The organism is Curtobacterium sp. MCLR17_054, from assembly GCF_003234335.2.
Taxonomy (GTDB): domain Bacteria; phylum Actinomycetota; class Actinomycetes; order Actinomycetales; family Microbacteriaceae; genus Curtobacterium; species Curtobacterium flaccumfaciens.
Genome location: NZ_CP126263.1, coordinates 1,274,154 through 1,297,474 on the forward strand (window position 1 = coordinate 1,274,154; position 23,321 = coordinate 1,297,474).

General features: G+C 71.6%; 28 protein-coding genes. 13 read left to right on the forward strand and 15 right to left on the reverse strand.

Features of this window, described 5'->3' with window-relative positions; genetic code table 11:
- Positions 1-41 precede the first annotated feature (41 nt).
- On the reverse strand, positions 42-1,073 hold the full coding sequence (locus tag DEJ08_RS06175; protein ID WP_111054316.1) for an LLM class flavin-dependent oxidoreductase: 1,032 nt from the start codon (positions 1,071-1,073) through the stop codon (positions 42-44).
- 63 nt (positions 1,074-1,136) lie between these two features.
- Positions 1,137-1,529 (reverse strand): VOC family protein, encoded by a 393-nt coding sequence (locus tag DEJ08_RS06180; RefSeq protein ID WP_111054317.1) that lies wholly within the window; start codon positions 1,527-1,529, stop codon positions 1,137-1,139.
- Positions 1,530-1,599: 70 nt separating this feature from the next.
- Here DEJ08_RS06180 and DEJ08_RS06185 point away from each other — a divergent pair, with 70 nt between their 5' ends.
- A complete protein-coding gene (locus tag DEJ08_RS06185; RefSeq protein ID WP_111054318.1) occupies positions 1,600-2,466 on the forward strand; it encodes an SMP-30/gluconolactonase/LRE family protein in 867 nt (288 codons plus the stop codon).
- On the forward strand, positions 2,463-3,062 hold the full coding sequence (locus tag DEJ08_RS06190) for a hypothetical protein (protein ID WP_146248472.1): 600 nt from the start codon (positions 2,463-2,465) through the stop codon (positions 3,060-3,062). Before DEJ08_RS06185 ends, DEJ08_RS06190 begins: the two co-directional genes overlap by 4 nt.
- Before the next feature lie 6 nt (positions 3,063-3,068).
- Here the strand turns inward: DEJ08_RS06190 and DEJ08_RS06195 are convergent, their stop codons facing one another.
- Positions 3,069-3,218 carry a hypothetical protein gene (locus DEJ08_RS06195; protein ID WP_181438962.1) on the reverse strand — a complete coding sequence of 50 codons (150 nt, stop codon included), beginning with the start codon at positions 3,216-3,218 and terminating at the stop codon, positions 3,069-3,071.
- Positions 3,219-3,442: 224 nt separating this feature from the next.
- Here DEJ08_RS06195 and DEJ08_RS06200 point away from each other — a divergent pair, with 224 nt between their 5' ends.
- The 3 genes from DEJ08_RS06200 (at position 3,443) to DEJ08_RS06210 (ending at position 5,747) form a co-directional block, all read left to right on the forward strand.
- Positions 3,443-3,574 (forward strand): hypothetical protein, encoded by a 132-nt coding sequence (locus DEJ08_RS06200; protein ID WP_258367032.1) that lies wholly within the window; start codon positions 3,443-3,445, stop codon positions 3,572-3,574.
- Between the two features lie 22 nt (positions 3,575-3,596).
- Positions 3,597-4,514: a phosphotransferase family protein gene (locus DEJ08_RS06205; RefSeq protein ID WP_111054320.1), complete on the forward strand. Its 918-nt coding sequence runs from the start codon at positions 3,597-3,599 to the stop codon at positions 4,512-4,514.
- Between the two features lie 225 nt (positions 4,515-4,739).
- Positions 4,740-5,747, forward strand: a complete 1,008-nt coding sequence (locus tag DEJ08_RS06210; RefSeq protein ID WP_152377666.1) for an SPFH domain-containing protein — start codon at positions 4,740-4,742, stop codon at positions 5,745-5,747.
- A 186-nt stretch (positions 5,748-5,933) separates the two neighbouring features.
- On the opposite strand, the gene DEJ08_RS06215 is transcribed toward DEJ08_RS06210, so the two are convergent.
- The 5 genes from DEJ08_RS06215 to DEJ08_RS06235 all read right to left on the reverse strand — a co-directional run bounded on the left by DEJ08_RS06215 (position 5,934) and on the right by DEJ08_RS06235 (position 11,629).
- Positions 5,934-7,202 (reverse strand): sugar ABC transporter permease, encoded by a 1,269-nt coding sequence (locus DEJ08_RS06215; RefSeq protein ID WP_071404281.1) that lies wholly within the window; start codon positions 7,200-7,202, stop codon positions 5,934-5,936.
- Complete coding sequence (locus DEJ08_RS06220) at positions 7,199-7,963, reverse strand: ATP-binding cassette domain-containing protein (protein WP_110864792.1); 765 nt, start codon at positions 7,961-7,963, stop codon at positions 7,199-7,201. The genes DEJ08_RS06215 and DEJ08_RS06220 overlap by 4 nt, the downstream gene beginning before the upstream one ends.
- Before the next feature lie 129 nt (positions 7,964-8,092).
- On the reverse strand, positions 8,093-9,208 hold the full coding sequence (locus tag DEJ08_RS06225; RefSeq protein ID WP_110864793.1) for a sugar ABC transporter substrate-binding protein: 1,116 nt from the start codon (positions 9,206-9,208) through the stop codon (positions 8,093-8,095).
- Positions 9,209-9,404: 196 nt separating this feature from the next.
- A complete protein-coding gene (locus tag DEJ08_RS06230; RefSeq protein WP_071404279.1) occupies positions 9,405-10,577 on the reverse strand; it encodes an ROK family transcriptional regulator in 1,173 nt (390 codons plus the stop codon).
- A gap of 116 nt (positions 10,578-10,693) precedes the next feature.
- The gene (locus tag DEJ08_RS06235) at positions 10,694-11,629 is read right to left on the reverse strand and encodes a ketopantoate reductase family protein (protein ID WP_111054321.1); all 936 of its coding nucleotides are present in this window, start codon (positions 11,627-11,629) and stop codon (positions 10,694-10,696) included.
- 78 nt (positions 11,630-11,707) lie between these two features.
- Here DEJ08_RS06235 and DEJ08_RS06240 point away from each other — a divergent pair, with 78 nt between their 5' ends.
- Positions 11,708-12,274, forward strand: a complete 567-nt coding sequence (locus DEJ08_RS06240; protein ID WP_111030410.1) for a TetR/AcrR family transcriptional regulator — start codon at positions 11,708-11,710, stop codon at positions 12,272-12,274.
- Positions 12,275-12,278: 4 nt separating this feature from the next.
- Here DEJ08_RS06240 and DEJ08_RS06245 read toward each other — a convergent pair whose 3' ends face one another.
- From DEJ08_RS06245 to DEJ08_RS06255, 3 genes are read right to left on the reverse strand one after another with little or no spacing between them, the layout of a single operon-like run.
- A complete protein-coding gene (locus DEJ08_RS06245; RefSeq protein WP_258367033.1) occupies positions 12,279-13,238 on the reverse strand; it encodes a hypothetical protein in 960 nt (319 codons plus the stop codon).
- On the reverse strand, positions 13,235-14,197 hold the full coding sequence (locus DEJ08_RS06250; protein ID WP_111054322.1) for an NAD-dependent epimerase/dehydratase family protein: 963 nt from the start codon (positions 14,195-14,197) through the stop codon (positions 13,235-13,237). Before DEJ08_RS06250 ends, DEJ08_RS06245 begins: the two co-directional genes overlap by 4 nt.
- On the reverse strand, positions 14,194-14,841 hold the full coding sequence (locus DEJ08_RS06255; RefSeq protein ID WP_111054323.1) for a MerR family transcriptional regulator: 648 nt from the start codon (positions 14,839-14,841) through the stop codon (positions 14,194-14,196). The genes DEJ08_RS06250 and DEJ08_RS06255 overlap by 4 nt, the downstream gene beginning before the upstream one ends.
- A gap of 339 nt (positions 14,842-15,180) precedes the next feature.
- On the opposite strand from DEJ08_RS06255, the gene DEJ08_RS06260 reads away from it, so the two are divergent.
- The 4 genes from DEJ08_RS06260 to DEJ08_RS06275 are packed head-to-tail and all read left to right on the forward strand — an operon-like array spanning position 15,181 to position 18,246.
- Positions 15,181-15,750, forward strand: a complete 570-nt coding sequence (locus DEJ08_RS06260) for an alternate-type signal peptide domain-containing protein (protein WP_111033128.1) — start codon at positions 15,181-15,183, stop codon at positions 15,748-15,750.
- A gap of 23 nt (positions 15,751-15,773) precedes the next feature.
- Entirely contained in the window at positions 15,774-16,325 is a 552-nt protein-coding gene (locus DEJ08_RS06265) for a hypothetical protein (protein ID WP_111033127.1), read from the forward strand.
- Complete coding sequence (locus DEJ08_RS06270) at positions 16,322-17,590, forward strand: RICIN domain-containing protein (protein ID WP_111054324.1); 1,269 nt, start codon at positions 16,322-16,324, stop codon at positions 17,588-17,590. The genes DEJ08_RS06265 and DEJ08_RS06270 overlap by 4 nt, the downstream gene beginning before the upstream one ends.
- Positions 17,587-18,246: a signal peptidase I gene (locus DEJ08_RS06275; protein WP_181438963.1), complete on the forward strand. Its 660-nt coding sequence runs from the start codon at positions 17,587-17,589 to the stop codon at positions 18,244-18,246. Before DEJ08_RS06270 ends, DEJ08_RS06275 begins: the two co-directional genes overlap by 4 nt.
- On the opposite strand, the gene DEJ08_RS06280 is transcribed toward DEJ08_RS06275, so the two are convergent.
- On the reverse strand, positions 18,152-19,333 hold the full coding sequence (locus tag DEJ08_RS06280; protein WP_111054326.1) for an epoxide hydrolase family protein: 1,182 nt from the start codon (positions 19,331-19,333) through the stop codon (positions 18,152-18,154). The genes DEJ08_RS06275 and DEJ08_RS06280 overlap by 95 nt on opposite strands.
- Positions 19,334-19,426: 93 nt before the next feature.
- Between DEJ08_RS06280 and DEJ08_RS06285 the strand changes: the two genes are divergently transcribed.
- Positions 19,427-20,020 carry a MarR family winged helix-turn-helix transcriptional regulator gene (locus DEJ08_RS06285; protein WP_071404274.1) on the forward strand — a complete coding sequence of 198 codons (594 nt, stop codon included), beginning with the start codon at positions 19,427-19,429 and terminating at the stop codon, positions 20,018-20,020.
- Positions 20,017-20,937, forward strand: coding sequence for an NmrA family NAD(P)-binding protein (locus DEJ08_RS06290; protein ID WP_111054327.1), 921 nt, complete (start codon positions 20,017-20,019; stop codon positions 20,935-20,937). The genes DEJ08_RS06285 and DEJ08_RS06290 overlap by 4 nt, the downstream gene beginning before the upstream one ends.
- Here DEJ08_RS06290 and DEJ08_RS06295 read toward each other — a convergent pair.
- The 3 genes from DEJ08_RS06295 to DEJ08_RS06305 form a co-directional block, all read right to left on the reverse strand.
- A complete protein-coding gene (locus tag DEJ08_RS06295) occupies positions 20,906-21,223 on the reverse strand; it encodes a hypothetical protein (protein ID WP_111054328.1) in 318 nt (105 codons plus the stop codon). The two genes, DEJ08_RS06290 and DEJ08_RS06295, sit on opposite strands and share 32 nt — an antisense overlap.
- Positions 21,220-21,465, reverse strand: a complete 246-nt coding sequence (locus DEJ08_RS06300) for a hypothetical protein (RefSeq protein ID WP_284180511.1) — start codon at positions 21,463-21,465, stop codon at positions 21,220-21,222. The genes DEJ08_RS06295 and DEJ08_RS06300 overlap by 4 nt, the downstream gene beginning before the upstream one ends.
- Positions 21,466-21,633: 168 nt before the next feature.
- A complete protein-coding gene (locus DEJ08_RS06305) occupies positions 21,634-22,689 on the reverse strand; it encodes a hypothetical protein (protein WP_146248475.1) in 1,056 nt (351 codons plus the stop codon).
- A 24-nt stretch (positions 22,690-22,713) separates the two neighbouring features.
- Here DEJ08_RS06305 and DEJ08_RS06310 point away from each other — a divergent pair, with 24 nt between their 5' ends.
- Positions 22,714-23,313, forward strand: a complete 600-nt coding sequence (locus DEJ08_RS06310; RefSeq protein WP_111030396.1) for a TetR/AcrR family transcriptional regulator — start codon at positions 22,714-22,716, stop codon at positions 23,311-23,313.
- Positions 23,314-23,321: the final 8 nt, after the last annotated feature.

Here is a 23,321-nt window from a genome sequence, read left to right on the forward strand (position 1 = left end):
AGCTGGCCCCGTGCCTCCCGTCCGTCGGTCTGGCGCCGTTCTCAGGCCGCGCGCTTCGGCGCCCAGCCGAGTTCCGGACCAAGCCGTTCGGCGATGTCCGTGATGATCTGCGCGTAGTCGTCGGGCTCGAACGAGAACGGGAGTGCGAAGGCGACCTCGGTGACCGCCTGGTAGCCGACGTTGGCGCGCAGCCGGTCGGCGATCTCGGCGGACGTGCCCACCAGGTCGGCGGCGAAGAGCATCCCGGCAGGGCCCTGCGGCACGCCGACGCGACCCGAGCGGCTCTCGACGTAGGCGCGGTAGCGGGCCGCTTGCTCGGCGGTCGCGGTGTCGGTCGGGATGACGACCAAGCCCTGCGAGACGCGGGCGGCAGCGGGGTCGGGGTGGACGTCGAGGTAGGCGTCGATCTGGGCGCGCTGGTTCGTGGCGAAGTCCGTGCCGACCTCGCTGCGGGTGACGCTCGAGGTGAGCAGGTGGAAGCCGTTCTCACCCGCCCACACGGCCGACTTCGTGCTGCCGGTGCCGTACCAGATCCGGTCGGCCAGACCGGCGCTGTGCGGCTGGACGGTGCTCGCGAACTCCTCGATGCCACGCCGTTCGACGGTCTCGGTCGCCGTCACCGGGTCACCGCGCACCAGGTCGCGGAAGCGCAGGAGCCGGTCGTTGCCGAGGTCCTCGTGCTCCAGGGTGTCGGGGTAGATCGCGTCGCGGTACAGGTCGAAGTTCATCGGCGTGCCGACGGAGAACCCGGGGTTCAGGCGGCCGCCGAGCAGGACGTCGACCGTGCTGAGGTCCTCCGCGAGGCGGAACGGGTTCTCCGCGCCGATCGGGGTGACCGCGGTGCCGAGGTCGATGCGCGAGGTGCGCTGCGAGGCGGCCGCCATCACCGCGACGGGGGAGGAGATGCCGTGCTGCAGGTGCCGGTGGCGCAGCCAGGCGCTGTCGAAGCCCAGGGTCTCGGCGCGCTCGATCACGCGCAGGGTGTCCTCGTGGCCCTCGGACGGTCGGGCGGGGTCGAACGACCCGATCGTCAGGAAGCCGAGCCGGTGCAGGGGAGTTCCGTCGAGGGGCATGGGTCGATCGTGCCAGATGCGTCGTCCGTTGCGGCTGTCGATGACCGTCGTGCAGCCGCCGGGTCAGTCGCCGCTCTCCTTGATCAGCGCTTCGACGTTGTTGCCGTCCGGGTCGGACACGAACGCGGTGTACGCGCCGTACTCCGGCCAGTAGCGCGGCTCGTGCCGTGACACCCCGCCGGCGGCGACGGCTTCGCGGTGGAAGGCGTCGACCTCGCTCCGCGATCCCGCCTCGAACGCCAGGTGGAGTCCGCGGGTCGTCGCCTCGGGGGTCCGGGCGGTCTCGAGCGAGACGCTCGGGGTGTCGTCCCCGTGCTGCCAGAACTCGGCGACGGAGTCGGTGCGGTAGCCCGCTCCGATGCCGAGGGGCGCGAGGGCGGCGGTGTAGAACGCGTCGCTCGCGGCGAAGTCGCTGGCGAAGACGCCCAGGTGGTGGATGAGGTGACGACCCGGCATGGGACGACCCTAGGCCGCCGTCACGGCATCCGTCCGGGCAGCTTCCCGGTCCCGCTGGCAGGCTGGATCCGTGCACATCACCCTGGACTCAGCGACCGACATCGTCATCTCCGGCATCCGCTTCCCGGAGGGCAACCGCTGGCACGACGGACGGCTCTGGTACTCGGACATGCACACGGGCCAGGTCTTCTCGGTCGACCCGTCCTCGACCGACGGCCCCCGGCTCGAGGCCACCGTCGACGGGCAGTCGTCGGGGCTCGGGTGGCTCGCCGACGGGCGGCTCATCATCAGCTCGATGGAGTCCCGCACGGTCGTCGCCGTCGACCCGGACGGCAGCACCTCGGTGTTCGCCGACCTGACCACGATCGAGTCGTCGCTCGTGAACGACCTGGTCGTCGACGCCCAGACCGGGCGGACCTACATCGGTGCCTTCGGCTACGACCTGTACGCGGGCGAGGAACTGCGCCCCGGCCCGCTCTACGTGATCGGCACCGACGGCTCCGTCCGCCTCGCCGCCGAGGGCCTGGTGTTCCCGAACAGCGCCAACATCCTGCCCGGCACCCGGACCCTGGTGGTCAGCGAGACGTGGGGCGGCCGGCTCACCGCCTTCGACATCGAGGACGACGGTTCGCTGACCGGGCGGCGCGAGTGGGCAGCCCTGCCCGGCGGCGTGACCCCGGACGGCAGCACCGTCGACCGTGACGGCGCGATCTGGGTCTGCTCGGTCGACACGGGGGAGTTCCTGCGGGTCGTCGAGGGTGGCGAGGTGACGGACCGCATCGACGCACCCGGGGACTGCGCGATCGACTGTGCGCTCGGTGGCGAGGACGGTCGCACCCTCTACCTGGCGACCGCCGACAGCTACGACCCGGCCGTGACGGCGACGACGCGCGCCGGTCGGATCAGTTCGGTGCGGGTCGAGGTGCCCGGGTGGTGAACCCGAGCGACCTCGCCGAGGCGACGCGTCGTGCCGAGTACCTGGTCGAGCACGGGCCGACGGTGGTCGTCATGTCGCAGCAGGCGGGGTTCGCCGGCATGTCGATCCTGTGGGCGTTCATCAGCGTTCCCTCCGTGCTCCGCACCGACTCGGTGATCTGGTTCCTGTTCGCCCTGGCCGGAGCGGTCGTGAACGTGACCGCATGGGTCCGTGCTCGACGCCACCGCAGGCTGCTGCCGTACCTCGTCGAGACGCCGCAACAGCCGCTCGGCGCGCTCACGCCGGCGGACCGCAAGTCCGTGACCCGACAGGTCAGCGGACGGGCACCGGTGCCGCCCGAGGCCGTGCCGCTGGTGCGGGCGATGCTCGCGTGGCAGCGACGCTCCACCCGGACCTCGGCCCCGGCCCTGATCGGCACCGGGCTGAGCCTGTTGGGACTCGGCGGCGCCACAGCCCCGACGTTCGGTTCGGATTGGGCGTTCCTGGTGTTCATCGCCGTCGTCGTGGTGTTCGTCACGGTCGCGACGGTGATCGGCGTACGTCGAAGCCGCCGAGTCCTGGCCGAGCTCGATCGGGCAGGTGCGCCCGTCTCCTGAGCCGGGTCAGTCGCTCGGCTGCGCTCCCGGCCCGAGCGCGATCACCGTGCCGAGGAACCGTTCCGGTTCCATGTCGACCTCGTCGAAGCGGACCGGGTCGGCAGGGGAGATCGGGATCACGCCGGACACTCCGAGGTCGGTCCTGAACCAGACCATCGGTGCGGGCGTCCGACCTGCGCGCGCATCGCGGAGCGCCGCATCAGCCAGCTGCGGCCACACAGCTTCTTGCTGTGCGGAGACACGCATCGTCGTCGCACTGATCGTCAGGATTCGCACACGTCATCATGCGCTCCCGACGACCGGTTGGGGCAACCGCGTCGTCAACCTGGTGGTGCTGGTCGTTCTCCTCGCGCCCGTCAGCGTGGTGCGGGGAGGTCGTGATGGGCAGTCCGGGTTGGTGGGCGGCGATCGGCTGTGCCGTGCTCCTGCTCATCGTCGACGCGGCGATCTGGGGCATCGTGTCGGTCGCTGCCGCATCCCGCGCTGCGAACAGCGTTCCGCGCGACGGTTGATCGGAGCGGCCATGCTGGTCCCATGTCGGACGAGGTGGTCGAGCAGGAGTGGTTCCGAGTCGTCCTGCGCTCCGTCGGCGGATCGGTCGACCGGATCGAACGGCTGCACGGCGGGGCGGTGAACCACACCTACCGGGTGGACCGTGCGGGTGCTGCTCCGGTCGTACTGCGTTTCCCGGTTGACCCGCTTCGACAGGACGAGTACCCCGTCGAGTCGTGGGCAGCACGGAGTGCGAGCCGGGTCGGCATCCCGGTCCCCGAACCGCTCGCCCACGGGTCGGAGGGCGGTGTCCACTTCTCGGTGTCGGCGTACGTCGCACCTGACCCACGACCGATCGACCGCCCGTGGCGGTGGCTCGGTCGCTCCGCGCGAGCCGTCGCCATGATCCCGCTCGTCGATGCGCCTCGGTCGTTGTTCACGAGGTTCGGCGACGACCTCCGGCTCGCCTGGACGGCGCACCTCGACTACAACCTCGATGCGCTCGGCGACGACGATCCGCTGCTCCGTGACGGTGCCTACGCGTCGCCGGACCGGTTGCGTGATCGTCTCGCTCCGCTGTCGGAGGCGCAGTTCGAGTTCGGGCTGGCCCACGGCGATCTCGCACCTCGCAACCTGATCTCCCGCGGTCCGGGCCAGCGGCCGGTGCTCATCGACTGGGGCGCCGCGGAGACCGGGCCGGCACCGTGGACGGATGCCCGCCGGGTGTTCACGTGGACGTTCATCGACGGGTCCGTCACCCGCGCGGACCACGACGAGTTCATGACGGCTGCCGGACTCACGTCGGACGACGACCACCGGCGGCTCGCGTCGATGACTGCGCTGCACCTGCTCGACGTCACACGGTGGGCGCGTGACCGGCGACCGGACCTGTACGACGAGTACCTCGGACGCTGCCGCAGCGGACTCGAGCGCATCGAGGAGATCGTCGGACCGGCCTAGCCCACGCGGCCCCGACCCCGAGCGCGTCCGCGCGGTGCGAGGTTGTACACGTGGTGCGAGGCATCCAGGCTCGCACCACGTGTGCAACCTTGCACCAGACGGAACCGGCGCCAGGCGACCGGGGCGACACGGACGCCACGCGCGCCCGCCACCACGCACCCCCACGTCACCCGCACCCCTCCGGGTACGGCAGACTGCACGGACAAGCATCCAGGAGTGATCGTCATGTTCGTCGCCGCCATCGTCTTCCTCGTCATCGCGCTCGTCGCGCTCTTCTTCCGAACACGCACCTACTCCACCCCCGCACGACCGGCCACGCCCGGTCGCGAGGCACGTCCCGCCGTCCCGACTCGCCGCCCGAACCTCATCGCGACGTGGACAGCAGCAGCCGCGGGCGTCCTGTTCGTCGGGCTCACGCTCGGCAGCACCCTGTACGCGCAGGACACGGGCGAGTCGAAGGTCCAGGTGGACATCTCCGGCAACATCGTCGGGCAGACCACGGACTCCGGGTTCCACTTCAAGGCACCGTGGGCCACGCTCCACACGTTCAACATCCGGAACCAGACCGTCACCTACATCAACGCGGTGAACGGCTCCGACTCGGACAACAACGGCAACGTCCGCTCCGGCCCGTACGTCACGGTGCAGGACCAGGACGGCGTCTCGTCGAACGTCAGCCTGAACCTGCAGTACAGCATCGACGCGAAGTCGGTCACCGACATCTACCGGTCGTACAAGACCGAGGAGAACTTCAAGACGCAGTTCATCGGCAACTCGGTGCGCAGCGTCGTCCGTCAGGTGCCGAACGACTTCACCACCATCGAGCTCATCACCAAGCGCGGCACCGTCGAGAAGGCGATGATCCAGGCGCTCGAGACGCGCTGGAAGGGCTCGGGCGTGCACGTCGACAACTTCGCCCTGCAGGAGATCACGCCGCCGAAGTCGGTCATCGACGCCTACGCCACGGCGCAGCAGGCGCAGATCCAGGTCACGAAGGAGCGCGCGCTCCTGGATGCCAAGAAGGTGCAGGCGCAGCAGCAGGTCGCCGAGGCGCAGGGTCAGGCCGACGCCAACGAGGTCCTCAACGAGCACCCGCTCTCCGACGCCGCGCTCAAGCAGCGCGAGATCGAGGCGCTCAAGAGCGCCGGCGACAACGGCTCGCTGATCGTCGTGCCGCAGGGCACCGACAACATCCTCAGCCTGCCCGGTACCTCGGGTTCGAAGAGCAAGTAGCGCGCCGAGACGCCGCCCAGTCGCCGAGACGCCTCCGTTTTCGGAGGCGTCTCGCGCACGGGGCGGCGTCGGGGGCACACGACGGCGTCTTCCGGATCCGAGACGCGCGCCGAGACGGACGGGAGGCACGGTGCCAGCTGGCACCGTGCCTCCCGTCCGTCCGCGTGGCGGGGTCCGGGGCCCCGCTCAGGCCGCGCCGTGACTGGCGCGACTGCGCCGCGAGAGCGAGTCGATGATGACGGCCAGCAGCAGGACCGCGCCGGTGATCATGTAGCGGATCGACGAGTCGAGGCTCAGCAGGGTGAGCCCGTTCGAGATCGACTGGATCACGATGATGCCGAGCAGTGCCGACCAGGCGCTGCCACGGCCACCGAACAGGCTGGTCCCGCCGATGACGGCTGCGGCGATCGCATTGAGGTTCGTGTCACCGGCGCCGGAGGACAGGCTCGCCGAGTTCAGGCGGGCGGCGGCGAGGATGCCGCCGACGGTGGCGAAGAGCGAGGTCAGCATGAACACCGAGATGTAGATGCGGTTCACCCGGATGCCGGAGCGCCGTGCGGCCTCGACGTTGCCGCCGACCGCGAAGACCGAGCGCCCCCAGCGGGTGCGCTTCAGCACGAAGTTCATCAGCACGACCAGCACGATGAAGAACACGAACGAGGTGCCGGTGCCGAAGTCGCGCGACAGGTACCAGACCATCAGCGCGAGGCCGAGGAACAGGGCGACGGCCTTCACGATGGTCAGCGACATCGCCCCGGTCGACAGCCCGGCACGGCGGCGGCGGGCAGCGCGTCGGATCTCGGTGAAGAAGAGTCCTCCGGCGGCCAGGACGGCGAGCAGGTAGGCGAGCCACGGCGGCAGGTACGAGGCCGAGGCGAACTGCACGATCGGGGAGTCGTACGGCAGGTTGATCGAGCCGTTCGGGCCGAGGATGAGCAGCTGCAGCCCGAGGAAACCGAGCAGACCGGCGAGCGTGATGACGAAGCTCGGCACCCCGAAGCGGGTGAACAGCAGGCCGTAGAGCAGACCGGCGGCGGCACCGACGGCCAGGGCGACGGTGAGCACGAGCCACAGCGGCCAGCCGAGCGTGGTGAGGCCCTGGCCGAGGATCGCGGCGGAGAGCCCGCTGACGCTGCCGACGGACAGGTCGATCTCGCCGAGCAGCAGCACGAGGACGATGCCGATCGCGATGGTTCCGACCGCGGCGCACTGCAGGGCGAGGTTGACCAGGTTCCCCGGGGACAGGAAGTCGGGGGAGAGCGCCTGGAACACCGCCCAGATGACGATGAGCCCGACGACCACCGGCAGCGAGCCGATGTCACCGCCGCGGACCCGTCGGACGAACGCCTTCGCGGCGCCGCCGATCCCCTGGTCGCGCAGGAGCCGCTCGTCCTGCAGGTCCGCCGCCGAGGGGGTCGGGGTCGCTGCGGTGAGGGTCTCGTCGGTCTTGCTCATGCGCTGGTCTCCTGCTCGGTGCGGGCGGCGGCGCGACGGGTGACGGCGTTGTCGGTGGCGCCGGTGATGGCCGCGATGATCTCCTCGTAGGAGACGTCGTCGATGCGGAACGTGCCGTTGTTCCGCCCCAGCCGCAGGACCGCGACCCGGTCGGCGACGGCCTGCACGTCCGCGAGGTTGTGGCTGATGAGGACGACGCCGAGCCCGCGCTCACGCAGGCGTTCGACGAGGTTGAGGACCTCGGCGGTCTGTGCGACACCGAGTGCGGCGGTGGGCTCGTCGAGGACGACCACCTGCGGGTCGCCGATCAGCGAGCGGGCGATCGCCACGGTCTGCCGCTGGCCACCGGACAGCGACGCGATCGGGATCCGCACCGACGGGATCCGCGCGGCGAGCTGCTGGAGGAGCTCCCACGATCGGCGCTCCATCTCCTCTTCGTCGAGGAACGGGTGGGCGATCTCGCGCCCGAGGAACAGGTTCGAGACCACGTCGAGGTTGTCGGCGAGGGCGAGGTCCTGGAACACCGTGGCGATGCCGAGGGTCTGGGCCGCGGCGGGGTTCGGGACGCTGACCTCGTCGCCGCCGAAGGTGATCGTGCCGCCGTCCGGTGTGTAGACCCCGGCGAGGATCTTCACGAACGTCGACTTGCCGGCACCGTTGTCGCCGACGATGGCGACCACCTCGCCCGGGTAGACGTCGAAGTCGATGTCGCTGAGGGCCTGGACGGCGCCGAACCGCTTGGTGATCCCGCGCAGGGACATCACCGGGTCGGCGGAGGGGTGTGCTGCTGGTGACGCGTTGCTCACGGGTGTCGTGCTCACGGGTGTCGTCCTCGATCGGTGAGGCCCGCCCGGTCCGCAGTCGGACCGGGCGGGCAGAGGGGGTCGGACCTACTTGATGCCGGCGCTGTCGCAGGCCGACTTGTACTGCGCGGTGCAGATCTTCGACACCTCGTACAGGCCGTCCTTGACGACCGTCGACTGGACGTTGTCCGTGGTGACGGCGACCGGGTCGAGCAGCGTCGACTGGACGCTGGCGCCGCCGGCGGTGTCGACGGTGGTGTCGCCCTTCGGGGTCTCACCCTTGGCGAACTGGATCGCCAGGTCGGCGGCCTTCGAGGCCTCGGGCTTGAAGGCCTTGTAGACGGTCATGTACTGCTCACCGGCGAGGATCCGCTGGATGCCCGCGAGCGAGGCGTCCTGCCCGGTGACGGGCGGGAGCTCGGTGACGCCGGCCGACTTCAGGGCCGCGATGACGCCGCCGCCGGTGTCGTCGTTCGCCGCGTAGACGCCGGTGATCTTGTCCTTGCCGAGCTTGCTGATCTGGCCGGCTGCCCAGTCCTGCGCCTTGGCGGGGTCCCACCCGGGGGTGTCGTACTCGGCGAGCACCTTGTAGCCGCTGTCGTCGATGACCGAGTGGGCGCCCTTCTTGAACTGCGAGGCGTTGTTGTCGGTGGGGGAGCCGTTCACCATGATGATGCCCGAGCCCTCCGGGACCTTCTTCGCCTTGAGGGCGTCGACGAGTGCCTGGCCCTGCAGCTCACCGACCTTCTCGTTGTCGAACGAGATGTAGTAGCTCAGGTCGGGGCTGTTGATGAGCCGGTCGTAGGAGATCACCGGCACCTTCTTCGCCTTCGCCTGCTGGACGATGGACGCTGCGGCCTCGCCGTCGAACGGGTCGAGGACCAGGACCTTGACGCCCTGCGTGAGCATCGACTGGGCCTGCTGCAGCTGCTTCGACGCGTCGCCGTCGGCGTTCGCGTAGATGACCGAGCAGCCGCTGCACTGCTTCTTCACCTCGGCGGTGAAGAGCGGACGGTCGGCGCTGGCGTAGCGGGCGGTGACGGAGTCGGGCAGGAGCAGGCCGATCTTGGCCTTCGACGCGTCGCCGCCGCCTCCGCCGGAACCGGTCCCGGCGTCCGCGCCGTTGGAACAGCCCGCCAGGGTGGTGATCGCGAGCAGCAGGGCGCTGACGCCCAGCATCGCTCGTGTGGTGGATTTCTTCATTGAAACGTCCTCCAACAGTGGACCGCCCCCATCGGCGGTGCCCTGAGTGTGACAGCGAGCGTTCTTGGCTGCAAGAGTTGAACGCAAGGACCGCGCGCCGTGACGAAAACGTTATCCGGAGGGCGCGGGGCGGCCAGGCCAGCGGCGGGGCGGCCACGTCGGCGGGCGCGTGCGGGTCGGCAGCGACCGTCTCCGCTCAGCGCGCGCGCGTCACGTCCACCGCTTCGATCGCCAGGGCCAGCGCCCCGGTCACCGAGGCCTTCTCGCCGAGCTGCCCCTGCACCACGTCCGGCGTGCCGTCCACGTCGACGATCAACGACGACTCGAGGGCCTGCCGCATCGGGCCGAGCAGGAGTTCCCCGGCTCGTGCGAACTCGCCGGTGACCACCACCCGCTCCGGGTCGAGGACGTTGCAGAGCCCCACCGCCGCCGAACCGATCGCCCGCCCGGCGTCGGCCACGGCGCGCATGCAGACCTGGTCGCCGCCCATCGCGCGCAGGATCAGGTCCGCCAGCTTGAGGGTGCCGACCTCGTCGCGGACGCCCTCGAGCACGGCGGGTGCGCCGGCGATCGCCTCGAGGCACCCGCGGTTGCCGCACCGGCACAGGGGCCCGTTCGGCAGGACGGGGGTGTGCCCGAACTCGCCGGCGATGCCGTGGTGCCCACGGAACAGGTGCCCGCCCAGCACGAGTCCGGCGCCGATGCCGTTGCCGACGTCGAGCGTCACCACGGTGTCGCGGCCGCGTGCCGCTCCGCTCCGGTGTTCGGCCAGGGCGGCGAGGTTGGCGGAGTTGTCGACCTGCACGGGCTTGTCCATCCGCCGGGCGAGCGACTGGCCGAGCGCGACGCCGTCCCAACCCCGCAGGATCCCGCCGCGCGCCGTCATCCCGGTGCGGGCGTCGATCGGGGCGGCCACGGCGAGGCCGACTGCGAGCACCTCGTCCATCGACGACTCGATCGACTCCACCATGTCCAGCACGAGCAGCGCGGTCTTGTCGAGCTCGGCGTCCGCCCGGTGGTCCCGTGCCAGGGGCATGTGCCGCTCGGCCAGGACGGCGCCGTTCAGGTCCGACAGCGCCAGCCGCAGGTGCCGCGGCGAGACGTGCACCCCGGCGACCAGCCCGAGGCCGTGCGGCAGGGTCACGCGGAGCGCCCGACGTCCGCTCGAGGTGCTCGGCGTCGCGTGCAGGGCGCCCGTCGCGACGAGTTCCTTGACGATGTTCGAGACGGTCGCGGGGGAGAGTCCGGTCACCCCGGCGAGCTCGACCTGCGTCAGCCCGCCGTGCCGCTTCACCGCGCTGACGACCCGGCCCCGGTTGGCTTCACGCAGTGAAGCTTGGTTCCCCGGACTGCGGCGCGGCTCTGACACGGGGACAGCGTAACGGGCGGGTCCGGAACGCTCGCCGTGACGGACTGGAGGCACGGTGCCAGCTGGCACCGTGCCTCCAGGCCGTGGGTGGTCGCGTCCACCGCCCGCACCCGTCGTCAGACGCGTCGCGCCGTCCGGTCGAGGCGCGGGGTCGGGATGCCCAGGGCGGCGGCGGTGCGCCGGACGTCCTCGAGGACCGCGAGGGGTTCGGCGGCGGTCGGGTCGTCGTGCGCGGCGAGGCTCGCCCGCGCGATCGGGACGAGCGCCGTGGCCGCGGCGACGAGCGTTGCCGTCGTCCCCGGCAGCCGGACGGGCAGGGTCGTGGAGCGGTGTCGGGAGAGGTCGACGCCCCGTGCCTCCAGGACCGGGCGGAGCTCGCGGCCGGTCAGGAACGCCTCGCGGAGCGCGTGCCGGTCCCCGACCATCGTCGCCAGGCCACCGCTCTGCAGGGCCTGTGCGAACATGCCGGCGTCGAGCACGAAGTGCAGCCACAGCCAGCCGCGGATGTCGTCCTCGTCCTGCACGGTGAACCCCGCCCGCTGGAACACCGACCGCACCAGCTCCCGCCGGTCCGGAGCCGTGCCGGTCGTCCCGAGCCGGACCGAACGGAGGACGGCGCCGTGCAGGACCCCGTCGGCGTCGAACCCGCCGCCGGCGCCCGGGAACCCGAACAGCACCCGGTCCGCGGCGAGCGGTGCGACCGCGGCGAGGGGTTCGTCCCACACGTTGCCGAGGACCAGCACCGTGGCGTCGCCGATGCGGGGCGACAGGGTGGCCACGGCCTCCTGCAGTCGGTGGTGGCCGACGCTGAGGACGACGAGGTCGTAGGCGTCGTCCGTGTCGATCGACTCGACCAGTCGCGTCGGCGACGTCGATCGGGTCCGCCGACCCAGGGGTCCGCGGCGGCCGTCGATGACGTCGGTCTGCACGCTGTCGCCGTCCTCGGCAGCGCGCCCGGGCCGCACCAGGTGGTCGACCTGGTGCCCGGAGTGCTGGAAGGCCTGGCCGTAGATCGTCGCGATGATGCCCCGTCCGAGCATGAGGATCCGCATCAGGCACCTGTCCGCTAGTCTGGAGACGATCTCCACTTTGAAGATATGGAGATTGTTTCCACTTGTCAAGGAGTGCCCGTGCCGGTCGAGGAACCCCTGCCTGCCGAGAAGCCGATGCGCGCCGACGCCCGTCGGAACCGTGACGCGATCGTGGCCGCTGCCCGGACGGCGTTCGAGCGTGACGAGCAGCTCCGGTTCGACGACTTCGCCGGACGCGCGGGAGTCGGCGTCGGCACCCTCTACCGACACTTCCCGACACGCGAAGCGCTGGCGGCTGCGGTCTACCGGGGTGAGGTCGACGTCCTCTGCCGCCGTGCTCGCGACTCGACGCGCCCAGCGGCCGAGAGCCTCGACGACTTCCTGCACGGGTTCGTGGAGTACGTGGTCGACCACGCGGGGCTCGCGCGCACCCTCGCCGCCGTCGTCGACGCCACCACGCAGGCCGAGGGCGGGGGAGACCTGGAGCGCACACTCGCCGAGCTGATGGCGCGCGCTGCCGCCGACGGGACCATCCGGTCCGACGTCGCCCCTGGGACGGTGCTCATGCTGCTGCACGGCATCGGGGCCGGGATCGATCGCCCCGGGTGGGCGACGGAAGCCCGTGCTGCCGCCGACCTGATCTCCCGAGGGCTCCGGGTCCGCTGATCCGTCAGTGCAGTCGCGCCGCCGGAGCGGTGCGGGCACGGAGCAGGCGGGCACGGAGCAGCACGGCCGCGCTCGCAGTTGCGGCGACCACGACGAGTGACCACGCCACCGCGCCCACCGCGCCGGCGGGGTGGATCACCGACTGTCCGACCGCGGCCTGCACGGTGAGGAGCACGGTGCCCGCCGCCCACGCGACCGCGACGACGACCACGATCCGCACCTGCGTGGTCGGGTGCGCCAGCCACGGCAGGCGCCGACCGGCGGCGGCGACCAGGAGCGCCACCAGCGGGAGCACCTGCAGGGCGTGCATGCCGACGAAGTGGGCGACCCGGTAGTCGCCGCCGACCGTGCTCCACCCGAGCAGCGGCACCCCGGGTCCGCCGTCCGCGATCCCCACCGTGTGGGCGCCGACGATCCCGTCCGGGGCGCTGAGCTGGGTGGGGGTCGGGCCGGTCATCAGGAACGCGACCCCGATGCCGCCGAGCGCGATGACGGCACCGGCACGGACGGCGACCGTCAGTGCCGGGGTGGGCAGGCGCAGGAAGAACAGCGCGATCGAGGTGACGAAGGTGCAGAGGTAGAGCGTCGTGATCGCCACCGCCATCACCGCCCACACCACCACGTGCACGCTGTTCGACACGTTGAAGTGGCTCGTCGTGCCGGTGGCGGCGGCCCACACGATGAGCACCTGTTCCACCACCAGGGCCACGGCGACCACGGTGCCGAGTCGGCGAGCCAGCGTCTGCCACTTCGGCAGGTGGGCGATGAGCCACGCCCACGTGACGGCGTAGAGCAGGATCGACAGCGAGAACTTCAGGGGCTTCATCCACGCCGGTGCTCCGAGGATGGTCCGGGGATCCACGACGAGTCCGACGAGGCAGACCGCGGTGGACACGACCATCAGGCCGGCGACGGCCATGAGTGCCGGGTGCCACGTGACCGCTCGGCGGACGGCGGCGATCACCGGGTCACGCTCCGGGCGTGCAGCAGGGCGGCGGCCACGACGTCGGCGGTGGGGGTCGGGTGCACGCCGAAGGCCTGCTCGAACGCCGACGAGTCGAAGACGTAGGGGTCGGTGTACTGGTACCGCAGCTCGAGCGTCTCGCGGGCGGACGTGTTGAACAGGGCACCGAAGCGCAGCGTGGCCGACGACATCACGGCCGTGTCGGCGGCGGGTGCCCCGGCGAGCTCGACGTACTGCCGCCCGGTCAGCGCCGGGGCGGTCGGCAGGTGCCAGGTCCGGCCCGTCGCACGGTCGTCGGTGCCGAGGACCACGAGCGCGTCGCCGATGTCGGTCGTGGCGGTGAGGGAGTGCGGCTGGTCGGCGTCGAGCAGCCAGGTCGGCCGCTTGCCGGCGGCGATCCGATCGACGACGAACCCGTTGAACACGCTCGTCGTCGCCCCGGGGCCGGTGAAGTCGGCGCTCCGCCCGATGGTGACGGCCAGTCCGCGGTCGGCCGCGGTCCGCAGCTGCTCGAGGGCGGCCGCGCGCACCGCACCCTTCCGGCCGGAGGGGTTGATCGGGGTCGCCTCGGTCATCGGCCCGGACACGCGGCCGTAGGCGTAGACGTTGTCGAGGTACACCAGGTGGGTGCCCTCGGCCAGGGCTGCCTCGACGGTGTTGTCGACGATCCGCGGCCACTGGTCGGCCCAGACCCCCGACGAGTACGGCAGGCCGGCGACGAGGTACGCGACGTCGGCGCCGTGCAGTGCGCGGCGGACCGCGGTGGGGTCGAGCAGGTCGGCGATGACGTGGTCGGTGCGGGCGTCGGCGCTCTCGCTCTCGTTGTTGCCTGCCGTTGCTGGTGTCGACGGGCGCCGGCCGACGGACACGGCGGCGACGTCGTGCTCGCGGAGGGCTCGGAGCGTCTCGCGGCCGACGACACCGTTGCCGCCCAGGACGACGTGCAGTGGAGCGGTCATGCGCCGGCCTCGTCCGTGTCGGCGACGGGGAACAGGTCGTGGGTGGCGTCCTGCTGCGCCAGGCGCCGGAGTCCTGCGAAGAGCGGATCGCCGAGGACGGTGCCGATCACCATCAACTCCGCCATCGCGGTCCGGCCGTCGCGGTCCTGCAGCGCGGCGACGTCGGCACGTGCCGCGCTCGCCGCTGCCGACACGTAGGCGTCGAGGTAGTCGTCCGGAGCGTCGAACCCGATCGTGCGCAGCCCGTCGAGTGCCCGGGCCGCGGTCTCGAGTCCCGGGTTGTCCGACGTCGCGCACCAGCCGGCGGCCGACACCCGTTCCTCGATCCGGCTACGGGCCTCCGGGGTCGCCTCGGATTCGGGGGAGCGCGGGGTGGTCATCGCGTACTGGGCGACGGCGAAGACCTCGGCCAGCGGTGCGGTCTCGGCGTCGAGCACGGCCAGGACCTGCTTCGTCACGGCGACCGAGAGCCCGCCGGTCTCCAGGAGGGCCCGCACGAGCCGGACCCGTTCGACGTGCCGGTCGTCGTAGGCGGTCTGGTTCGGCGCCGACTTCTCGCCGGGAGGCAGCAGGCCTTCGCGTTGGTAGTACTTGACGGCGGTGACCGGCGTGGACGCCGCTCGGGCAAGTTCGGATATTCGCACTATCGGAGAGTACCGGTATCTAGTTATGTCCACAAGGCTCTCGCCTCTGGGTGGGCAGGTGAGGGTGTGTCAACCTGCCAGTCCGCCTGTGTCTGCGCGCAGATCGGCACGCGGGGAATTGTCATGTCATACTCAGCGAAGCAGCACGACCGGCCGTCGGCGGGTCCCTGCTCGCAGGGCTTCGTCTCCTGCACTTGCCGCTCCCAGCAGGTCGAGCACCACGTTCTCCGGTCGATGCGCCGCGCCCTTCCCCGGGGCGTGGCTGCCAGCAGCTCATCGAGCTGTCCGCCCGCACGTGGTCGACGCAGATCCGACGTTCGACGTCGCAGAGAGCACACCATGAAGAAGATCATCACCGCCTCGATCATCGGCGCAGCGGGCGTCGCCCTCCTGCTCGGAGGCGCCGGCACGTTCGCGCTCTGGAACTCCAGCGCCGAGACCGCCGGGGGCACCATCGTCGCCGGCGCGCTCTCGATCAAGCCGACCACGCAGGCGGCGAGCTGGACCGTCAACGGCGGGTCGCCGCTCTCGACGCTGGACGGCTACCCGATCGTGCCGGGCGACGTCGTCACCTACTCGCAGGACATGGTCGTCACCGCGAACGGCAAGGGTCTGAAGGCCACCCTGGCCGTGGACCCGGCCTCGGTCGAGGCCACCTCGACGTCGGCCCCGGCGGACGTCGCACTGGCGAAGTACCTGTCGGCGAACGCGGTGCTCACCGCGTCCGGTGACGGGGTCTCCGGTGCCGCTGCGCCGTACACGGTGACCGGGCAGACCGGCTCGCAGCAGGACGTCCGCGTCGGCGTGACCATCGCCTTCCCGAAGAGCACCACCCCCGGTGTCGAGGACGGCACGCAGAACGGGTCGGTCGACCTCGACGCCATCGCCGTGACCCTGACCCAGGCGTGAGCCGCCGGCGCCGAGGGGGCGCGATGACCGGCTGGCCGACGGCGACGTTGCTCGCCGTCGCCGCGGTGGGGATCGTGGCGGTCGTCGCCATCTCCACCGACGGTGGCACGTTCGCCCTCCTCAGCGCCCGGTCCTCGACCGAGCCCGCGACGATCACCGCCGGGTCCGCGGACCTGTCGCTGAGCAGTCTCGCGCTGCCGTCCGCACCGCTCTACCCCGGTGCCACCGAGTTCGGCGTGGTCACCGCGACGAACACCGGCGACGTCCCCCTCGACCTCGGTGTCGCGATGGCGCGAGCCGGCACGACGACGTCGGCCTCCGGTGTCCGCAGTGACCTGCGGGTGACCGTCGGTGCTGCGACGTCGGCGGCCGTGTGCCGGGCCGGCAGCGTGCGCCCCACGTGGTCCGGCACGCTCGACTCGACCTCGCCGCGGTCCGCGGGCATCGCACTGCCCCCGGGTGCCGCCGTCGTCCTCTGCCTCGCCGTCGCGATGCCGGCCGATGCAGCCGCCTCGCAGCAGGGCCTCTCCACCGACTTCACCACGACCATCAGCGGGACGCAGGCAGGATCATGACCGACCGCACTCCACGTCGACGCGTGCTCCTGCTCGGAGCGACGGCCGCCGCGGTCGTCGCGCTCGAACTCGTGAGCGGCGGGACGGCGTGGGCGACGTGGACCGCCCCGGCACAGTCCGTCCGGGCCGCCGCGACGACCGGCTCCGTCTCGGTCGGCATCCGCGGCGTCGAGGACCTCGCCACGACGTACTCCTCGGCCGCGCTGTCCCACACGGCGCTCGTCACGGTGTCGAACTCGGGGTCCGTCCCCGCGACCACCTCGCTCTCGCTCGCGGCGACCGCCGGGTCAGCGGTGTCGAGCGCCGTCCGGGTCGACGTCTGGCAGTCCACGAACGCCAACCCCTGCTCCGGTGCTCCGTCGAGTGCGGCGATCACCGGTTCGGGCACGACGATCGCCCCCGTGGTCGCGACCCTCGCCGCTGGCGCGAGCCGTTCGACCTGTGTGCGGACGTCGGTCAGCCAGGGTCAACGTTTCGACCTCTCCGGAGGCGCGACCACCCTCGATGCGACCGTCACCGCCCGCCAGGGATCCTGGGTCGGCACCGCGCACGCCCGCGCGGCGCAGAGCATCGCCGACACCGTCACCCCGTCGGTGCCGTCGAAGACCGCCGAGACCGACAGCAGCATCACCGTCACCTGGGCAGCGCCCGCGGACACCAGCGGCATCGGGTCCTACGCCGTGTACCGGGACGGCGTCCTGGTCAGCGTGACGTCGGCGTCCGTCCGGTCCTTCACCGACACCGGTCTGCAGGTCTCGAAGTACTACGCGTACACGGTGCGAGCGGTCGCCAGCGGGACGGGCGGCCACGCGTCGCCGTCGTCTCCCGGCATCCAGCACGCCACCGGCTGGTACACGTCCACGAGCCGGTACGTCCTGCGGAACGACGCCACCGGCACGTGCGTCGCGAGTGGTGGGTCGGCGTCCGGCTCGCCGATCACCACGACGTCCTGCACGACCAGCGCGACGCAGACCTGGCGCTTCACGCCCGAGGACGACTGGCTCCGGATCACGTCGCCCTCGAACCCGTCGCTGTACTGGGACGCCCCGAGCGACCGCTCCGCCCTGCTCCGTCCCGACAACGACATCAGCGCCCAGAAGTGGACGGCCGAAGCGGTCGGCGCGGGCACCGGGCTCTTCCGGTTCCGCAACCGGAACGACCTCTGCCTGACGGCGTCGAACGGGTCCGCCACCACCAACCCGATGACCGTCGCCGACTGCAGCACGTCCGGGCTCCAGCTGTTCTCCCTCCGGGCCACGTCGTGACGAACGCAGTGCCGCAGGCGAAGCCGGAGCGGGAGCCGCAGCCGCAGGGTGCCCGCTGGTCGAGCGCCCTCCGGCTGCTGGGGCAGACGGCCGCGGTCCTGCTCCTGATCGTCGTGGTCGGGCTCGCGGCGCTGGCGATCCTCGTGCCGCGGATCACCGGTTCGGTGCCGCTCACCGTGCTGACGAGCTCGATGGAACCGGGGATGCCACCGGGCACCCTGGCGGTCGTCCGCCCGGTGGACCCCTCGGACATCGGTGTCGGCGACATCGTCACCTACCAGATCCGGGTCGATCGGCCCGGCGTGATCTCGCACCGGGTGGTCGCCGTCGCGATCGGGGCCGATGGTCGCCGCCTGTTCACGTTCAAGGGGGACAACAACTCCGCCGTCGATCCCGAACGGGTCGTCGCCGCGCAGGTCATGGGCCGTGTCTGGTACTCGATCCCCGGCCTGGGGTTCGTGAACACCGCCGTCGCGGGCGACACGCGGGCCTGGCTCGTGCCGACGCTGGGCGGCGGGATGATCGGGTACGCCCTGCTGCTGGTGATCCGCTCGGTCGCCGTCACCGGAGCCCGCGGAACGTCGCACGGACGTCGTCGACGAGCAGCTCCGGCTGTTCGAGCATCGCGAAGTGGCCGCCGCGCGCGACCTCGTTGAAGAACACCAGGTCCGTGTACCGGCGCGCTGCCCAGCGGCGCGACCGGCGGACGTACTCGCCGGGCATGATGCTCAGCCCGACCGGCAGGGTCAGTGGTTCCTCGACGGTGCCCGGGGTGGCCCAGCCGGTCCGCGTCGCCTCCCAGTAGATGCGCGCCGAGGACGCAGCGGTGTTCGGCAGCCAGTACAGCAGGACGTCGTCGATGATCTCGTCGAGCGGGAAGAGCCGTTCGGCATCGCCGTGTTCGTCGTGGGAGCCGCCGACGTCCTGGAACATCGCGTAGATCCACGACGCCAGCCCGACGGGGGAGTCCGCCAACGAGTACCCGATGGTCTGCGGGCGGGTCGACATCTGCTGCGAGTAGGCCGACAGCTCCTGCCAGTAGTGGCCGCTCTCCTGCAGCATGACCTGCTCGTCGGGGGAGGCGTTCCGGGCTTCGTCGTCGGTCGGCATGAACAGCGCCATGTTGAGGTGGATCCCGGCGAGCCCGATGTCCCCGGCGGCCTGCAGTGCCGCGAGCTCCGCGGTGACGGTGGCGCCGAGGTCACCGCCCTGGGCGAACCAGTCCGCGTACCCGAGCCGGGACATCAGTACCGACCAGGCCCTCGCGGTCCGGGCGGTGTTCCACCCGGTCGTCGTCGGCTTCCCGGAGAAGCCGAACCCGGGCAGGCTCGGGATCACGACGTTGAAGGCGTCCGCCGCGTCGCCGCCGTGCGCCACCGGGTCGGTGAGCGGACCGATCGCGTGGCGGAACTCCAGGACGGAACCGGGCCAGCCGTGGGTGAGCAGGAGCGGACGGGCGCCGGGGACGGCGGACCGGACGTGCAGGAAGTGGACCTCGAGCCCGTCGATGTGGGTCGTGTACTGGCCCCAGCCGTTCAGCAGCGCCTCGGTCCGGCGCCAGTCGTACTCCGTCGTCCAGTGTTCGACGAGGGCGCGGACCTTCTCGAGTCGGGGTCCCTGCGAGGTGTCCCCGACGGTCTCGGCATCGGGCCAGCGGGTGGCCAGCAGACGGCGGCGCAGGTCGTCGAGCTCCGCCTGGGGGACGTCGAGGGTGAACGGGGTGATGGCTGCGGTGTCCGACATCGGGTCCTCGAGTGCTCGGCGTCGCGACGGCTGTCCGTCTTGATCGCAGATGATCTTTGCACAAGACGATCTTGTTCCGGTACGGTCTCTGGTATGGACAGTCCGACGCCGACCGACGCACTCCCCGAGATCGACTGGGGTGCCGAAGGGATCGAATCCGAACTCGGGTGGGCGCTGCCGCTGGCGCTCCAGGGCTTCACACGGCTGGGCAGCGAGGCGGTCGCCGACGTGCCGGGAGGCCCCCGTGGCTACCAGGTGCTCGTCGCGACCACCACCGAGGAACCGTCGTCGCAACTCGGACTCGCGCAGCGCCTCGGGATCGACAAGACCCAGATGACCTACATCGTCGACGCGCTCGAGGCGGGCGGGTTCGTCGAACGCCGCCCCGCCCCGACGGACCGGCGGGTGCGGCAGGTCCACCCCACCGACGCCGGCCGTGCCCTGCTCGCCCGGACGCGGTCCGCCCTGCGCGGCGCCGAGGGCGTGCTCATGCGGCACCTCGACGACGACGAGCAGACGACACTGCGCCGGCTGCTGGCCCGCGTCGCGCTCACCGCCGGGCTCGGCACCGCCGGACCGGACCAGGCGGACCCCACGTTCCAACACCCCCTCGCCGTCCCGGAGCGATCCCGACGGCGCACCGCGACGACCACGTCGACCACCACTGCAGTGAGGCCCCGCCCATGACCACCACCATCCTCGTCGCCGGCGCCACCGGCGACCTCGGGCACCGCATCGTCCGCGAGCTCACCCAGCACGACGTGCGGGTCCGGGTCCTCACCCGGCCCGGCAGCACGACCGCCGCAGAGCGCTTCGGCGACGGCCCCCGTGTCGACGTCGTCGCCGCCGAGTACGGCGACCACGACGCCCTGACCCGGGCCGTGAGCGGGGCCGACGTCGTGGTCTCCGCCGTGAGCGGGACCCGTCCGGTGATCGTCGACGCCCAGCGCGCGCTGCTCGCGGCGACCGTGGCGGCGGGCGTCCGGCGGTTCATCCCGTCCGACTACTCGGCCGACTACCGGCGGATCGCACCCGGCACCAACCGCAACTTCGAGCTGCGGCGCGAGTTCGCCGCCGACCTCGACGCTGCCCCGGTGCAGGCGACCTCGATCCTGACCGGCATGTTCACCGACCTGCTGACCGGCGAGGCCCCGATGATCCTGTTCGGCCGTCGGCTCGTCCTGTTCTGGTCGTCGGCGGACCAGGTGCTCGACTTCACCACGAAGGACGACGTCGCGAGGGTCACGGCGCTCGCCGCCCTGGACGACGACGCTCCGCGGGTGATCGAGATGGCGGGCGACCAGGTCACCGCACGTGACGTCGCACGCACCATGAGCGAGCTGACGGGGGAGCGCTTCCGGCTGCAGTGGGCCGGCACGACCGGGACCCTGTCCGCGATGAGCGCCGTCGGCAAGCGCCTGTCGAAGGACCCCGACGAGACGTTCCCGGCATGGCAGGGGATGCAGTACTTCGTGAGCATGTTCAGCGGACAGGCGCAGCTGCACCACGTCGACAACGACCGCTACGGCGTGCAGTCGTGGACGAGCGTCCGTGACGTGCTCCGCGCGCACCTCAGTGGGCAGGGCCACCCGGCGACGGACTGACGGGCGCGGTGTGCGGTCGTCGGCGGCGGAGCAGGAACGCGAGACCGACGACGACGACCGGCACCAGCGCGAGCGCGGCGAGCCAGACGAGGACGTCCCACTCCGGTGAGAGCGGCACGCCGAGTGTGCTCGACGAGGTCCGCCACACCTGGTCGCCGGGCCCCTCGTGCTCGTCCATCCCCGTGACCGGGAACAGCAGCGCCGTCACGATCGCCCAGCCGACCAGCACCACGACGGCGATCAGCGTCCACGGACGCGGATTCGCCGCAGGACCCGTGCTCGTCATCGGACGGCCCTGCCAGACCGGGCCGCCCGGACGATCTGCCAGACGCAGACCGCGAGCACGACGGCGCCGGTGACAGCCGCGACCCACGTGCCGGCGACACCGATCATCGGCGTGGTCGTGCAGGAGCTCGTGCCCGCTCCGGGGACGGCGTCGAGACAAGTGGTCGTCTGGACCACCAGCAACATCGACACCGTCACGGTGACGACCACCGCGACCGTGGCCCACCCCACCACTCGTTCCACCGTGCGCTCCGTTCTGCCTGCCATCGGTGGGTCAACCATGCCGTACGACGGACCGGACCGGTGTCTCGATCCGGCAACGAATCGGCCGTGCCGACAGGCGGACTGGAGGCCCGGTGCCAGCTGGTACCGGGCCTCCAGTCCGTCAGCCGCTCGCGGTGACTGCATCGCTCACGCCACGACGGCGGCCGGCGGCACCGGTGCGGCGCTCGCCGCGACATGCCGTCGCCGTGCGGCGCCGGTCCGCACCCGGTGCGCCACCGACAGGGACACGGTTGCGGCGACGATCCACGCACCCAATGTGAGGAGCGCGCCCGTCGCGCCGGCCCCGTCGAAGTAGCTGAACCCGGTGACGGCGCCGAACGCGGCACCCGGTGGGAGGGCCTGTCCGACGGTGGCGAGCACGGGCGGCAACAGGTGGGTGCTGATCGTCGCGCCACTCGTCGCGTTGCCGAGGGTGGTGAAGAGGAGCGTCGAGACGATCACGCCCATCGGTCCGACGATCGAGGTGATCGCCATCGTGGACAGCGAGACGGCGACGGCGAGGAGCGAGAGCACCACGATCACGGCGCCCGTCGCTGCGGGGACGGCGCCGTCGATCGGCCCGGCGATGACGGCGACCACCGCGGCTGCGGCGATGCTCCCCACCACCGTGACGACGATCCGGGTGCGGAGGCGCGCGAGGGCGCCGAGTGAGTTCATGACCTGCGCCAGGATGAACGCCGCCAGGGTCGTGCCGAAGACCAGGTAGAACCCCGCGATGCCCTGGGCATCGTTCGTCGCGAGCGGGACGACGTCCTGTGTGCTGGTGACGGAGGCACCGGCGCCGGCCGCGACCCCGGAGAGCATCGTGGTCGCGGCGGTCGTCGCGCTCCGTCCCTCGGCGCCTGCCGTGTACAGGGACCAACCGTCGCTGCCGGGGACGAGGGCTGCGACCGCGTCGCGGGACCGGACGAGGTCGCGTGCGTCGGAGGGGGAACCGGCGGTGCGCACGTCGGCGCGGTCGCCGAGCGCCTCGCCCGCCGCGTCGGCCACCTGGGTGCCGACGACGGCGATGGGCAGGTGGTGGGGTGTCGGGGCCTTCTGCAGGCCGATGTACAGGCCGGCGAACGCTCCGGCGACGGTCATCGCGACCAGGATCTGGGTGACGAGGACGGGCAGGACCCGGCGGACCGGGGGGAAGCCGGCGGGCTTCGCAGCGTTGTTAGTAATCGATTCATTACTCATGGAATCGGATGATACCCTCGCGGCATGGAGACAGCAAGGGGTCCGGTCCCGAAGGGTGCGGAGCGCATGGCCGGCAGCCAGCGGCGCGAGGCCACCCTGACCGCGGCGGCCGCCGTGTTCGCCCGGCAGGGGTACCACGGCGCGACCACGGAGCGCATCGCCCAGGCCGCGGGCATCAGCCAGCCGTACGTCGTCCGGATGTTCGGCTCGAAGGAGAACCTGTTCCTCGCCGTCGTCGACGGGTGCCTCGAAGCCGTGCTCGACGCGTTCCGGGCGGCACTCGACGACGGGCAGCCGGGCACCGTCGCGTCCCGCCTCGGCGCTGCGTACCGTGCGCTCGCGACCGAGGACGGCGTGCACCTCATCGTGATGCAGTCGTACATGCTCGGTGCCGACCCCGTCGTCGGACCGGTCGCCCGAGACGGCTTCACCCGGATCCTGCACTTCCTGGTCGAGGAGGCCGGGCTGTCGGAGTCCGCGGCGGAGTCGTTCCTGGCCAAGGGGATGCTCATCAACACGCTGCTCGGCATCCGGCTCGGGGACCAGGACGACCCGCTCGCGCAGCGGTTCACCCAGACGGTGTTCGGCCCGGACCCCACAGGACCCGGGCCGACCGACCGCTGACGAGCGTC